The sequence below is a fragment of the Chitinivibrionales bacterium genome (assembly GCA_035516255.1).
Taxonomy (GTDB): Bacteria; Fibrobacterota; Chitinivibrionia; order Chitinivibrionales; family FEN-1185; genus FEN-1185.
Genome location: DATJAL010000002.1, coordinates 296,424 through 310,876 on the forward strand (window position 1 = coordinate 296,424; position 14,453 = coordinate 310,876).

At 52.0% G+C, this 14,453-nt stretch carries 15 protein-coding genes; 9 read left to right on the forward strand and 6 right to left on the reverse strand.

The annotated features are described in order from the left end of the window. Positions 1–184: 184 nt before the first annotated feature. From VLX68_01815 to VLX68_01840, 6 genes are read right to left on the reverse strand one after another with little or no spacing between them, the layout of a single operon-like run. Positions 185–1,090, reverse strand: a complete 906-nt coding sequence (locus tag VLX68_01815; protein ID HUI90958.1) for an NAD-dependent epimerase/dehydratase family protein — start codon at positions 1,088–1,090, stop codon at positions 185–187. After that, positions 1,087–1,791, reverse strand: a complete 705-nt coding sequence (locus tag VLX68_01820; protein ID HUI90959.1) for a glycosyltransferase family 2 protein — start codon at positions 1,789–1,791, stop codon at positions 1,087–1,089. The genes VLX68_01815 and VLX68_01820 overlap by 4 nt, the downstream gene beginning before the upstream one ends. A 23-nt stretch (positions 1,792–1,814) precedes the next feature. Further along, positions 1,815–2,912 (reverse strand): bifunctional UDP-4-keto-pentose/UDP-xylose synthase, encoded by a 1,098-nt coding sequence (locus VLX68_01825; protein ID HUI90960.1) that lies wholly within the window; start codon positions 2,910–2,912, stop codon positions 1,815–1,817. A 21-nt stretch (positions 2,913–2,933) separates the two neighbouring features. Then, on the reverse strand, positions 2,934–3,626 hold the full coding sequence (locus VLX68_01830) for a hypothetical protein (protein HUI90961.1): 693 nt from the start codon (positions 3,624–3,626) through the stop codon (positions 2,934–2,936). A gap of 19 nt (positions 3,627–3,645) precedes the next feature. Next, on the reverse strand, positions 3,646–4,818 hold the full coding sequence (locus VLX68_01835; GenBank protein ID HUI90962.1) for a hypothetical protein: 1,173 nt from the start codon (positions 4,816–4,818) through the stop codon (positions 3,646–3,648). Further along, positions 4,815–5,915, reverse strand: coding sequence for a hypothetical protein (locus VLX68_01840; GenBank protein HUI90963.1), 1,101 nt, complete (start codon positions 5,913–5,915; stop codon positions 4,815–4,817). Before VLX68_01840 ends, VLX68_01835 begins: the two co-directional genes overlap by 4 nt. A 368-nt stretch (positions 5,916–6,283) precedes the next feature. Here VLX68_01840 and VLX68_01845 point away from each other — a divergent pair, with 368 nt between their 5' ends. The 9 genes from VLX68_01845 (at position 6,284) to VLX68_01885 (ending at position 14,448) form a co-directional block, all read left to right on the forward strand. Further along, on the forward strand, positions 6,284–7,057 hold the full coding sequence (locus VLX68_01845) for a methyltransferase domain-containing protein (protein HUI90964.1): 774 nt from the start codon (positions 6,284–6,286) through the stop codon (positions 7,055–7,057). 4 nt (positions 7,058–7,061) lie between these two features. Beyond that, positions 7,062–7,769: a dethiobiotin synthase gene (gene bioD, locus VLX68_01850; GenBank protein HUI90965.1), complete on the forward strand. Its 708-nt coding sequence runs from the start codon at positions 7,062–7,064 to the stop codon at positions 7,767–7,769. Next, positions 7,744–9,093, forward strand: a complete 1,350-nt coding sequence (gene bioA, locus VLX68_01855) for an adenosylmethionine--8-amino-7-oxononanoate transaminase (protein ID HUI90966.1) — start codon at positions 7,744–7,746, stop codon at positions 9,091–9,093. The genes bioD and bioA overlap by 26 nt, the downstream gene beginning before the upstream one ends. 122 nt (positions 9,094–9,215) lie before the next feature. Beyond that, entirely contained in the window at positions 9,216–10,361 is a 1,146-nt protein-coding gene (locus VLX68_01860; GenBank protein ID HUI90967.1) for an 8-amino-7-oxononanoate synthase, read from the forward strand. Further along, complete coding sequence (locus VLX68_01865; protein HUI90968.1) at positions 10,354–11,025, forward strand: alpha/beta hydrolase; 672 nt, start codon at positions 10,354–10,356, stop codon at positions 11,023–11,025. The genes VLX68_01860 and VLX68_01865 overlap by 8 nt, the downstream gene beginning before the upstream one ends. Then, complete coding sequence (gene bioB, locus VLX68_01870) at positions 11,022–12,002, forward strand: biotin synthase BioB (protein ID HUI90969.1); 981 nt, start codon at positions 11,022–11,024, stop codon at positions 12,000–12,002. Before VLX68_01865 ends, bioB begins: the two co-directional genes overlap by 4 nt. Before the next feature lie 19 nt (positions 12,003–12,021). Beyond that, on the forward strand, positions 12,022–12,846 hold the full coding sequence (locus VLX68_01875; protein ID HUI90970.1) for a site-2 protease family protein: 825 nt from the start codon (positions 12,022–12,024) through the stop codon (positions 12,844–12,846). A gap of 202 nt (positions 12,847–13,048) precedes the next feature. Then, complete coding sequence (locus tag VLX68_01880; GenBank protein HUI90971.1) at positions 13,049–13,486, forward strand: Rrf2 family transcriptional regulator; 438 nt, start codon at positions 13,049–13,051, stop codon at positions 13,484–13,486. Positions 13,487–13,554: 68 nt separating this feature from the next. Beyond that, entirely contained in the window at positions 13,555–14,448 is an 894-nt protein-coding gene (locus tag VLX68_01885; GenBank protein HUI90972.1) for a homoserine O-succinyltransferase, read from the forward strand. The last annotated feature ends 5 nt before the right edge of the window (positions 14,449–14,453 follow it).

A 14,453-nucleotide genomic window follows, 5' to 3' on the forward strand; every position in this document is an offset into this window, starting at 1 on the left:
TCCAGGCTAATTGACAAAGAACTTAATGCTATGATTTGTCATTCCCACGAAAGCGGGAATCTATTTCCTTTGCCGACTGGACTCCCGCGTTCGCGGGAGTGACATTGTTTTATTTTCCTATAATCAAATATCAATCAATAGACCTTAAAATTATGAATTTATTAACTTATTGACGCGTAACCCGTCAACCATTTCTTCTCGGAAACACCCTGGGCAATTGCTCGGTAACTTTTTTAGGCGCATACCCAAGGTCTTTCATCGCATCCGCCGGATCAAGATTGGCATCCTGGATTATCCCCGCGATCACCTGCCATTTGAGCGGCGGATCGCGCATGACAACCTTCATCATCGCCGCGATCATCTTGCACAGCCACACCGGAAGGCGCACCACCGGCTTGCGCTCCATGTCCATCAGCCTCAGGCAGAGCCGCGTGAAATCGATCATGCTCACGGCCTCTCCGCCGCTGAGGTTGTAAATTTTTCCGAACGTTTTCTTGCTGCCGCAAGCGGCGAGCAGGCCAGCATTGACATCCTCAACATACACCGGCCGCTTGAGCGCGGCGCCGCTGCCGATGAACGGTACCGCCGGGAATTTTTTCAGGTACTCGAGGTACAGGTCGAATTCCTGGCCGCCTTTTTCGCCGTACACCAGCGTGGGCCTGAGCATGGTGTAATCAAGCCCCGAGTTTTTAACAATCTCCTCCGCCGCCCGTTTGGAGAGCGAATAGGGCGTTGGGGCCGGGTAAGTGACTGATGCCGACGACACGTAAATGAAATGCCCGACCTTTGCCTTTACCGCTTCGTCGACAATGTTTCTTGTGCCTTCAACGTTTATCTTTTGAAAGACCGCTTCATCCCTTGAAATGATGACCGCCGCAAGGTGCAGCACCGTGTCAACGCCGTCGCAGACCGCGGCGAGGCCGGCCCTGTCGGCGATGTCCGCATGCCTGATGTCGGCGGCAGTGTCCTTGACGCGTGCGACAAACGGGTCGCCCGGCATGCACAGCACGCGAACTTTTTTCCCCTGGTGCGCGAGCATGCGCACCAGCACGCTCCCCATAGCGCCCGTGCCGCCGGTGACGAGTATCATCGCGGTTTGTACCTTCCTGCAAGATACCGTGCCATGACCCCGAGCACGCTCATGCCGTATTCCACCGGCCGCAGGTACGAAACCTCGTCGGCGTACCGTGTGGGGATCGGCATTTCGGCGATCGACAGTCCGGCAGCCCGGCCGAGCGCGATCAGTTCAATGTCGCACTCGAAACCGGCGCTCAGGCGGTCGAACGGCAGCGTTTCAAGCGCCTTTCTGCCATAGCAGAGCATGCCGCTGTGATAATCCGTGAGCGAAAGCCCGAAAACGATATTTTCAAAGAACGTCAAAGTCTTTCCCGCAAAATATTTGTACCGCGGCATGCCTCCGGAAAGCGCGGTGCCCGGAGCGATGCGCGAGCCCTGCATGATGTCGATGTTGTTTGCCGCCATTTTCCCGATGAACCCCGGGATCGCCTCCGGAGGATACTGGCCGTCGGCGTGGAGGCATACCGCGTAATCGCAGGCGTCCCCCTTGCAGCGTGAGAGTCCTTCGCGCACGGCCTTGCCGTATCCGCGGTTCCACGAGAAGTGAACCGGCCGCACCTTGGGATTCTCATGTGACAATTGTTCGATGACGGCGGCGGTGCCGTCGTTCGAGCCGTCGTTGACGATCCACAGGTGCGCGATGTCGTTCCACAGCTCCCGGGGAATGCGGGCGGCCACGCCTTCGAGGTGGCGCTCGGCGTTGAAAGCCGGCATAAAAATGGAAATTTTCTTACCACTCAGATTGCCTCCCTCACCGCGTGGGCGTTTGCGTATTCCTTGATGTAAAATGCCATGGCGGTGCGCAGCGCCTTGTCAAGAGGAACTGCCGGCTCCCATCCCAGCAGCGTTTTCGCGAGCGTGATGTCCGGGACGCGGCGGTCGGAATCCTCGTAGCCCTCGCCGTAAAATTCGGACGAGGTCACGTCCTGGGTGACATACGGGAAATCGGCGGACTCCGGGAGCAGTTCCCGGTACAGCGCGATCATGGTGCCGGCAAGGCCCGCGATGGTGGTCTCGTTTCTGGGATTGCCGACATTGAAAACGCGGCCTTTTGCGCTGTCGGGATGAGCAAGGATGGCCATCACCGCGCCGACCGCGTCCTCGATGGCGGTAAAGCAGCGGCGGTTTCTCCCGCCGTCAACGAGCTTGAGCGGCTTTTGCGACAACAGCGCCTCCATGAAGCACGCCAGCACGCGCGGCACGCCCTCGCCGTCGATGCCGGGCAGAAAGTCCATGCGCGGCCCGATAAAGTTGAACGGACGCACGACGGTGTAGGCGAGGCCGCGCTCGAACCCGTACCCGTATATCGCGCGCTCGAGCAGCTGCTTTGCGCAGGCATAGGTCCAGCGTTGCGCGTGTATAGGCCCGAGCACGAAAGGGGTGGTTTCCTCTTTGAAAACGTCGGTGCCGGAATTAAAGGGCACATTCGCCTGGTGGGAGACCGTGGTGCCGTACACCTCGCACGTGGAAAAATGGATGAGCCATTTCTTCAACGCTGCGCAGCGGTCGACGATTTCAAGCGGGCGCGTAAAATTGCTCCTGATTACCTCGAGGGGGATCGTGTTGTAGAGGGACGGGTTGCACAATGCGACAAGGGAGATCACCGCGTCGCTTTTTTTGATGTACTCCTCGACGCCCGCCGGGGACTCGATGTTGATGTTCGCATAGGTAAATTTCGGATTGGCGAGGTGTTCGGAGATTTTCGATGGACTCCTGTCTATGCCGTAGATAAGCCAATCCGTGGTGCCGAGGATGCGCTCGACAAGGTGCGATCCGATGAACCCGCCGCAGCCGAGGATGCAGACCGTGCGGGGGAAAGCGGGGTATGTCGTCATGATAAAGAACCTCCGGCTCCTTTAGTTCGCAACGGTAAATACGCCGCTGAGGTCCTTATACTGGTCATTGCTGTATTGGCGGACTTTGACGATGCAGGTTGAACTTGGATAGGAGGAGGAGAAGTCATATCCTGTTTCCGATCCGACAATCCACTGGTACGACAAGGCGGCGGATATCGAGATGGAACCCGCGCCGATGATTTCGTTGTATGATTTGCCGTTGTCGGTCGAAAGCATCACCTCAACCGATGAAACCTGCACCGGGCATGCACGCCAGGCAAGCGTCACCGAGTCGCCCACATGAACGGTCTGGCCGCCAAGCGCATTGGTGAGAATGATGAACTTTTCATGAATATACCCCGAGAGCCCCGCATTGTACGCTCCGGCATTGTCCTCTACTTTGATTTGAAAGCTGTCCGAAGGCCATAGGGTGGGCAGGACCACTTTTGCTTCGGTCGAATTCACCGGAATGACCACCGCGAATTGCTGCCAGGTGCTTGAGGTCAAATGATAATTATAAGAAATGACCGGGTTTGCAACTGACTGGGTCCATTGAACGGGGGTCGTGTCTCCTGCGAGAAGCTTTGCGCCGTCTGCGGGAGACGTGATCGCAATCGCCTGTTTGGACTGGGTTGGGCCTGAGCCGCAGTGTGGAACCAAAAGCAGCGTTCCGCACAGCGCGGTAGTTGACAGAAGCAGCGTTGACAGTTTCATGAGAGTTTCCTTTCGGATGTCAGAAAAGGGTTGTTTTTGTTCCTATGAAAACGCTCCACCGGTGAAGAATGTCGTGGAAGTCCGGCGCGTTCCATTGTGCCATTGGTTTTGAATCGAACGGGTTGGCTGCCTGCGCGTTTGTGGCCGAAGCGGTCTTGCTGTGAATGGGGACATACGCGGCCACGAAAACCGGGAAATTGGGGCGGGAGAACTCAAGGCCGTAGCAGAGTGTCGCGGTCCATGCCTGATTATCCGGGTCTGGCGTCGGATTATAGGTGGTCGCATCGAATCCGGGAATCCATGAGACGCCAAGCGGCGCGGAAAACATCAGTCCGAAAGAATGAACAAATCCCGCTAATTCCTTTGTCCCGTAAAACCCGGAAAGAGTGATGCTGGGAGGGAAATAAGCGCCAAGATCGTTCTCGCCGAAGGGTTTGAAATAGTACTTGAATCTGTTCTTCTGGTCTGCCGAAAGAAGATTCCAGGCCTCGGCGTTGTTGTACAACGGGAAATAGGAATTCTTCCCGGAAAAATTAACCGCAAAGGGATGCGAGTACATGGCATCCACCAACAGCAGCGCCTTGTCGATATCCACGGTATAGCCGAGGTCCAGCGTCAGGCTGTAAACGCCCATTCCCAGCTGCAGGTTGGTGGGAAGATATTGCGGCGACTTGTCGGTGCCCACGGTCATCGCGTAATCTCCCGTGGGAATCGAGAGCGTAAAGTCGTACGAGAATTCACCCGACACGCCGAACGCGTTCTGGAAATCGATGCGGATGTCGCCCATGCCGTTGTTGATCACGCCTGTTCTCTCGTCAGCGGCGGTGGTGGGCTGCATCGATCCGTCTTTCGCCAGCACGGGGACCGTGAGCGCCAGAATGCTCGTGTAAGTGGGATGGAAGCTCAGACGGGTTTCGAGGGAGTTGGTCATGGATTTCTTCGTGGCCGTCGAGGAATACATTTCCTGAACGTCAAGCAGCCCGCCGGTCACGTTGGTGCCGATCCATTTTGCGGTCGCGCCGCCAGCACCGCCCGATCCGCCGGCCCCGCACCCGCCTACGCAGGCCCAGGGTGTTGCCATAACGAATGAAGGTGCCTGCTGACGTGAGCGGATCGTTAATGATATGATGACAGCGGCAGCAAGACCGCCAACAAGAGCGAAGATTGCGATGTGCCGGTTCTGCTGTCTCATGATGCACCTCCGGCGAAAAACACATAGGGAGTTGACGACCAATTGACTTGGAATTCTTTGGGTATATTGAGCCGGAATGCCTTTCCGGTGGATATTTGCACAAGATAAATGTCATAGTTGACCTGGTCTTGCGATGCGAGCGCGGCAAAATAATCGGGATTGTTCGACCATTCCGGGCACTGCCATTCGACTACCGACGCATCCAAGACAGTGTTGACGTTGAATGCGTTCACCAACGAATTGCTTTTGTCCACAATGAAAACCATCTTGTGTTCGCCTACGGACGTGGTAGGAAAGTTGTTTATATTTTGCGGGCCCGGAAAATTTAGGAACATCATCCGGTCTGTTAAAATCGAGTCGGTCGAAATTGAAGGATTGCAGGTCTGCACGCCGCTGTTGATGGCATGGAGTGATGAATCTGAAAAATCATAAATGTAAGCACCGGCGTATCCGGTACATAAGTAACGGCCGTCTTTTGATATGCCACCGTAAAACGGAAGATGCACCAACGTATCCGGCAACCCGATTTTTTGCCCGTTGATTGCATTGACCTGTTGTTTGTAGGTTACATAAGACGAATCTGAGGTGAGGGAACCGGTCAAGATTCCTGTTATGTTGGCATACGTGACCCAAAGATTTCCCTGCGGGTCTTTATAAAAATGAGGATCGCTTCCGGGACTTGCAACGAGAATGGGGACCGCCGCAGGATCGAGCTGCTGGACGTAGGCTTCGCATTGAGCGCCCTGGAAAACATAGTAGGCCACCAGTTTTCCGTCAGGCGACGGCATCGGGCTGTTTGCATACCAGTCTTCACGGCCAACAGGTTTTTTCATTTGAATGGGAGTCGGGTTCGAGTCCGAGAAATTTACATAATAGAGGGTCGGCGTCATCTCGCCTTGAATGGACCAGTTGTAAAGGAGAATCACGTCTTTCAAGCCGCAGAATTTGGCCAGGCTGTCACCGGAAATAAACCCTCGTTTTGGCGGCGGGGGAGCAGGAACAATAAATTGCGTCGGCTTGTACAGCCATCCGTTGTCGCACGAAACCAGCAGTTGGCATAGTGCAACGGCAGGAATAAATAATAGTAATTTTTTCATCAATACTCCTTTTATTGATGTCTGCTAAGCGGTTAAAATAACTTATTCCTGTTCATTATATTATAGTTTGCTGTTTAAATTCCCGCACTTTTCAATATTTATTAATACAGAATGGATGGAATAAATTGCATTTTCATGCCCAATAAATTAAAACATTTATTCTGCCGCAAGGATGTTTATTTTCTTCCTCAGGGTAAGGAAGAATTGTCACCATTTGATTTCTTTATCTTGTTGAATTAAATGATTATTATAAAGATTCCGGTAGGGTGAAAAAACCAATTCTGATCGTGCCGGCTTCCCTGCAAATTTCTCACGGATTTTATTTAATAAACGTTTTCGGCGCACGGCAAGTTATTTTTCCTTCACCTATGAGCACGGTCATTCCCTCCAAGAAACTTATCGCCAATACTTTTTCGAAAAGGGCGTCGCGATATGGTGAAACGGCCTTTGTTCAGCGCCGTATTCTTCAGCTTTTGATTGGTTTGATAAAAGAAAATCTGCCGTTTGACCTTCCGCTACTTGATGCGGGCTGCGGTTCAGGTCCGCTTGGAACGATGTTGCAGTATGAGAAGCTTCCCTTGACGCTTTTTCATGCTGATTTGGCGTTCAATACGCTGGCAAAGCTCCGAACCGGCCGGCCATTGGCCGTCCAATCGGACGTTGAAGCTCTGCCGTATAAAAACGCCGTGTTCGGCGGTGCCGTTTCGTCCTCCGTGTTCCAGTGGCTTGACAATACGGAAGAAGCGGCCACGGAGCTGCGTCGCGTGCTTGTTGACGATGGCGTCCTGTACTTCTCCGTGTACCTTGAAAACTCTTTTTCCCAATTGGTTGCCCTGCGCCGGAAACGGGGATTGAGCATTCCGGTGCGGCTGTTCAGCAGGGATGAGTTTGAAAATCTGCTCACGGCCGTAGGGTTCGCCAGCATAAAAACCGAAATTATTCGCGAGCAATACTATTTTTCTTCGGGCCGTGACGTCATTAGATTTTTGAGCGACTCAGGCAGCACGGCGGTGTCGGGAAAACATCTTGGCAGAACGGAATTGTTTTCGCTCTGCGGCGAATACGAAGACACCTTTTCCACCGCCCACGGCGTGCCGCTTACCGTGCATGTTGCGCTGGGAACCGCGCGCAAAGGTAGATGACAGGATGGAAAAAACAGCCAGGGGCTTCTTCGTAACCGGCACCGGAACCGATGTGGGCAAAACGTTTGTCTGCCGCCTGCTCGCGCGGGAGCTTTTGAAAAAAATGCCGGTCTCGTATATGAAACCCATTCAAACCGGATGCACGACAAAAAAAGGCAGCCTCATCGCGCCGGATTTTGAGTACGTAAAAAGAAGCGGCGCATTGGAAACTGGTGATGACAACCTTCACGTTCCTTACCGCTTCAGGCCGGCCTGTTCGCCGCATCTGGCCGCCGGAATCGATAATGAAAAAATATCGCTGTCCCGGGTTGACAAATGCTTGACAAAAATTTGCATGCTTCCGGGCATGAAAAACGGCTGTGTGCTTGTTGAAGGCGCTGGCGGCGTGCTGGTGCCGCTTGGTGGATCCATGAGCATGATCCATCTGATAAAACGCCTTAATTTGCCGGTACTCCTTGTTGCACTTCCGGAGCTTGGCACGCTCAATCATACATTTCTCACTTTGTGCGTCCTGCACAGCGCCGATGTGCTTGTTGCCGGCGTTGTCATGAATAACCGGGAAAACCGGTCGGAAGACTTCATTTACCGTGACAATTTGAAAACCGTGCGTAAAAACATCGGAAAAATTCCGTTTCTTGAAATCAAATATGGTGAAAAATCCATTAACAAGATTAATTCCTTTTGTAATGAGCTCACGAAAAAATACCTTTGACCACCTCTGGTTCCCGTTCACCTGCTCGCAGGACATCGAAAAGTTCCCGCCGCGGGTGATCGAGCGCGGACAGGGGGTCTATCTCTACGATGCCAAGGGGGAACGGTATCTCGACGCGATCGGCTCGTGGTGGGTCTCCAATCTCGGTCACGGCCATCCACGGATCACCGCGGCGGTGAAAAAGCAGCTTGATAAACTGGAACATGTGCTCATGGCCGGTTTTATCGCAAAGCCCGCGCTCGAGCTGTCACGCCTGCTGGCTCCGATGCTGCCGAAAGGCCTCACCCGCATTTTTTATTCAGACGACGGCTCGACCGCCGTGGAGGTCGCGCTTAAAATCGCCTTGCAATATTGGGCGGCACAAGGAAAACGCCGCGCGTTGTTTGTTTCCCTGGCCGGCGGATATCACGGCGATACGCTCGGCGCAATGTCGGTGGGAGACATACCCGCATATCATTCGCTGTTTCATGGAAGATTTAAATCCCAGTTGTACACCGATGCGCCGTATTGCTACCGGTGCCCGTGTGGAAAAATGAAAGAAACATGCGCCGCGGAATGCATGACGTCCTTGGAAAAAATCCTGGCCGCAAAAGGAGAATCGGTTGCCGCTTGCGTTTTTGAGCCGATGGTCCAAGGCGCGGCCGGCATGCGGATATATCCCGCAAAGGTTCTCAAAAGGATTGCGGCCTCATGCAAGAAATACGGCGTTCTCACCATTGCCGACGAAGTATTCACCGGTTTCGGAAGGACCGGAAAACTTTTTGCGTGCGAACACGCGGGCATTATTCCCGACGTCATGTGCCTGGCAAAAGGCCTCACCGGCGGCTACCTTCCCATGGCGGCCACGGTGACAAACGAGAAAATTTATGCGGCGTTTTGCGGGGATTTCAGGTCCGGCCGAGAACTTGCGCACGGGCATTCGTTTACCGGAAATCCCCTGGCCGCGGCAGCGGCCTGCGAAGCTTTGTCGATAATAAAGGAAGAAAAAATTCCTCAATCGCTCGTGTCAAAGGCCGCATTTTTCCGAAAAAAGCTGGAACTGTTTGATGAAATAGAAGAGGTCGGTGATATAAGGTCCATCGGAATGATAGCCGCGCTGGAGCTCGTTGCTGACAGAAAAACGAAAAAACCGCTGCCGGTGGGTAAACGGATACCATTCCGGATAGCGCAAAAAGCTCTTGATAAAGGGCTTCTCATCCGTCCGCTGGGGAATGTTTTATACTTTGTTCCTGCGTATATCATCACCGAAGATGAAATTGAATTCATGATGAGCGTCACCCAAAAATCAATCAAAGAGATATTAGGTGAGGAATTGGAAAAATAGTTTGAAGATGGCATTCCCGCGAAAGCGGGAATCTATTTAACGGAAGAATTTAGGAGACTGGACTCCCGTTTTCGCGGGAGTGACAATGATCGGAAATTTCCAAAGACACAAGCGGGATGCTAATGAACGATTCACCCATTTACGCTCGTCTCGATGCTGAACTTGAGGAAAGAAAGAAGAAAAATCTGTTCAGGACTCCCGGTGCGTCCGGCGAGGGCGTCCGGATCGATCTGTCAACCAATAGTTACCTGAATCTGCAGGATAATGCCGACGTCGCCTTGGAGGCGAAAAAACTCGCCGGTGAATGTCTTTCAGGAAACCTTGCTTCCAGAATCATCGAAACCCGCTCGCCGCTTTATAATAAACTGGAATCAGAATTGGCGCAATGGAAAAAAGCCGAAGCAGCTCTTGTTTTCAATTCTGGGTATGCCGCGAACCTCGGCATCGTACAATCTCTTTGCACGCGCGACACCGAGGTTTTCTGCGACAGGCTGAATCATGCGTCAATAATTGACGGAATAAGATTGTCGGGCGCGTTTCTTTCAAGATACGCCCATTGCGACATGGCCGACCTCAAGAAAAGGCTTGAATCGTCAAAGAAAAAAGAAAAACTCATTGTCAGCGATTCGGTGTTCTCCATGGACGGTGACGCGGCACCGCTGGCCGACATTTGCGAACTGGCAAAAAAATACCGTTGCATGGTGATGATCGACGAGGCGCATGCAACAGGCGTTTTCGGCGGGACGCTTGCCGGTTATGTTGAAGAATGCGGGGTCTCGGAGGACGTTGACGTGGTGATGGGGACCCTGAGCAAGGCGATCGCGGGACTCGGCGGATTTTTCGCAGGAAGCTCAATGCTGAAGGATTCCTTAGTCAATAACGCGCGCAGTTTGATTTATTCAACTGCCTTGCCGCAGTCGGTTCTCGCGCACAATCTCGCAGCAGTCTATTATATAAAAAAACATCCGGAAGTGGGAAAGGAACTTCTTGCAAAGGCCGAAAAATACCGCGAAGAAGTACAGTCCCTCGGATTTGACACCCTGAATTCATCAACCCACATCATTCCCTGCATTGTCGAAAACGAAAGTGACGCCATCGGTTTGTCGGCGTTCCTGATGAGGCGCGGCATAAAAGCCCCGGCCATCAGGCCGCCGACTGTTCCCGCGGGGACGGCGCGCATACGGTTCTCCGTTCATGTGGGGTGTTCGTCGGATGATCTTGCTTTTGCAATAAGTCAACTGAGTGAATGGAAGAAATCGCGTGGGTAAACCCTGGCTCGTGTTCGGCGGATGGGCGATTTCTCCGGAAATACTGAAACCGCTTTTCGGGGATGAAAGTTTCTATGTTGACATAAATAAGATTATGCCGTTATTATTTGATGGCGGCGAATTGAATTTGAACTGGACTGGCATTATCAAAAAAATGAATGAATGTTTGGCGATAGATGTCGCCGGGATTGTAGGATGGTCAACCGGTGCAATTATTGCCTGCGCATTGACTCAGTACGTCACCGTGAAAAGGCTTGTGCTTTTTTCCGCCACGCCCTCGTTTTGCAGAAGGGAAGGATTCAAGTACGGAATGAGAGCAACCGTCATCCGTTCAATGATATCCAAATTGCAGGAAAAGAATGATGGCGTTGTAAAGGATTTTTTAATACAATGCGGTTTGAATGATGATGAAACAAAGAATTCCCGGTATGATGATCAGACGCTGATAAAAGGATTGATGTTTCTTGAGCAGGTAAATCTGATTGGTGCCTTGAAGAAACTCGAATGTGCATGCCTTGTCATCCATGGAAGAGATGATAAAATCATACCCTCTCATGCTGGCGAGACGCTTGCGGGAATGATTGGCGCGGAATGTAAATTGGTTGACGGCGGACATGCGTTTTTTGCAAATCGGGTTGATGAGACAAAAAGGATGATTGGATGACTTCGTTTCAAAAAGCCCAGCACCTTTACAATAAAGCAATCGGCAGATCCATCGATGATGATGACCTGGATACCATCATCGCCTGGCCGGAAAGCGAAATCACGCTTCTTTTCGCCTGCGCCGATCTTGTCAGACGGAAATTCTTCAACGATATCGTCGATCCCTGCGCGCTCATGAACATCAAAGCGGGCGGGTGCGGCGAAGACTGCGCGTTCTGCGCGCAGTCGTCACATAACACGGCAAAGGTGGCTGTCAAAGACCTGGCGGACGCCGACGAAATCATTAAAAATTCCAAAGCCGCTTATGAAAGAAAACTTACCTTTTGCGTTGTGTCAAGCGGCAGACGGCTTTCCCGCGAAGAAGTGAAAATAGTCGCGGATGCCCTGAGAAAATGCAAAGGCGAGCTGCACGCGTCGCTCGGCATTCTTTCCGGAGAAGAATTTGTCCTGTTGAAAAATGCGGGGGTTTCGTGCTACAACCACAATCTCGAGACAAGCCGCAGGTTTTATCCCGAAATCGTGTCGACGCATGATTATAAAGACCGTATCAAGACGGTAAGGGCCGCAAAAAAGGCAGGTTTGTTTGTTTGCTGCGGCGGCATATTCGGCATGGGGGAGACCTGGGACGACCGCAAGGCCCTCTGCCGTGAGTTGCGGGCGTTGGATGTTGATACCATTCCGATAAATTTTTTCATGCCAATTCCCGGCACCCGTGTAAAACCGCCGCTGGAATCGCCGATTGAGTTTTTAAAAATCGTTTCCCTGTTCCGTCTTGCGCTTCCGGAAAAGACCATAAAAGTCTGCGGCGGCAGGGAACTGAACCTCGGTCCCATGCAGGCGCTCATGTTCTGCGCCGGCGCCAACGGGTATATTTCCGGCGATTATCTGACCACAAAAGGGGACAGCGTTGAATCTGATGATACAATGATCCAAAAATTACGGTTGAGGAAAAAACATTCGAAAAAATCATCGGATTGACTGAAAGGCATAGTTGATCATGGAGAATCAGCAAACACCCGTGTCGTTTAACTATACACGGCAGGACTCCTCAGGCCAGCCCGGTTCCGGGAAGAAACGCGGGGGAATTTTTGCAGTTCTGGCAGCGATCGGCGTCGTGCTTGTAAAATTCAAGTCCCTCGTTTTCGCGCTCAAGTTCGGAAAACTAGCCACTACCATCATATCCATGTTTGTCATGATCTGGGTCTATGCCACGCAGTTCGGATGGTGGTATGCCGCGGGATTCGTGCTGCTCATAGCAGTGCATGAAAGCGGCCATGTGTTGGCGGCGCGCGGGGCAGGGCTCAAGGTGTCAATGCCGATCTTCATTCCCTTCGTGGGGGCGTTTATTTCCATGAAACAGCAACCTACCAATGCGCGCACCGAAGCGATCGTCGCCTCGGGCGGACCTGTTTTGGGCAGCATCGGCGCCTTTTTCTGCCTGGCGCTCGGCATTGTTTATAAAAACAACCTGTTGCTGGCATTGGCCTATACGGGATGCCTGCTCAATCTTTTCAACCTTGTGCCGGTGCACCCGCTTGACGGAGGGAGAATCGTCACCGCCATTTCGCCGCTCATGTGGCTCATCGGTATTCCAGTGCTTTTATTTATCGCCTTGCGGTATCCTAATCCCCTTGTCGTACTTTTTGTTATTCTCGGAGCTTTTCAGGCATATCGTTTATGGAAGTCGCCGAACAAGGAGTATTTTGCCGTTTCAAAACAGACGCGCATCACTTTCGCCGCATTGTATTTCGGACTGATGATCGTCCTCGGGCTGGTCATGTCATGGATTCATGGCCTTCATTCGGCGCAGGGTGGATTGTAATGTTATAGAACCGCTGCCCTGAATTTGTTGGAGAAAAGCTGCCGATGCAGATGCCTGCAGCATCAAGAAAATCCGATTTGTTAAAAAGGAAATCCTGCTAAATAATTTCTGAATTAAAAAATCTTGAAATAAAACTTTACACATATTATTTTGTTTACCAGGTTTGTAAACAATATAAACATTCATCAATCGAAATTAATTTATGGCGTTCAAGCTCTCCACCAAATGCAGATATGGCACCCGCGCAATTGTCGAAATTGCAAAGGGTTATGGTAAAGTTCCGGTTAAAAGAAAAGATATTGCGAAATCACAAAGAATTTCCGAATCTTATCTGGAGAATATTCTCATTTCTTTAAAAAACAACGGTATGATAGACACCATCCGTGGTGCCCAGGGCGGGTATATGCTTAAGAAACCGCCGTCAGCAATCGTACTTTTCGACGTTGTGCAGGCACTCGAAGGATCGCTGGCGCCCGTGGAATGCCTTGAAAGGCAGTCCGCATGCAACAGAATCCCGCATTGCTCCACGAGAAATCTATGGAAAAACCTTATGGACGCACAGAAAAAAGTACTCCAATCCGTCACGCTTCAGAACCTTATTGATGGTGAGAAAACTGAAGAAGTGAATTTTTGCATTTAATGCCGATAGTGGAATAAAAAAAATTGGCATCTTTTTTGATGGTATGTGTTTAAAAAAAGGATTGACTGATGACCATAGTTCTGCAAAAAGACTATCATGCAAAAGCGGCCCTTGAACAGCGCCGTGTTTTGTGCATCGACCACGAACAGGCGCTCAAGGAAGACATCCGCGCGCTGCGCATCGGCATTCTCAACATCATGCCGCAGGCGGAACGGTATGAGTTCAGTCTTTTGTATCCGCTCGGCAGATCGGTGCTCCAGATCGAACCGATATGGATACGGCTGGCGACCCATACCTATACAAGCACCGACCAGTCGCATCTTGACAAACTGTATGTGCCGTTCGAGGACGCCGTCGCGCGCAACAAGCTCGACGGGCTGATCGTCACGGGCGCGCCGGTGGAAGAGATCCCCTTTGAGCAGGTCACCTACTGGAATGAAATTCTCCGCATCCTCCGCTACGCGCAGAGAAACATTGCGTCGACGCTGGGACTGTGCTGGGGCGGGCTCGCCATTGCCAAGTTTCTCGGCATGGAAAAGGTCGTGCTGCCCAATAAACAATTCGGCGTGTTCCAGACCTTCAATCTCGACCGCGACCACCGCGTCACCGGCGATATGGACGACGTGTTCTGGTGCCCGCAGAGCAGGCATTCCGGCATTCCCGACGCGGTGCTGGAAGCGGAGCGCGACAAGGGAAAAATCAAACTGCTCGCGCACTCAAAGGAAACAGGCTATGTGATTTTCGAGAGCAGCGACCAGCGGTTCCTCATGCACCTGGGACACCTCGAATACGAGCCCAGCAGGCTCATCGAGGAATACAAGCGCGACCTTGCCGCGGGCAGGACGGACGTGGAGTCGCCAAAGAATTTCGACCTCGAATCGCCGGTGAACACGTGGCGCGCGCACCGCAACGAATTTTTTTCCCAGTGGATAAAATTCATCCATGAAACGACCCAATATTAAAATAA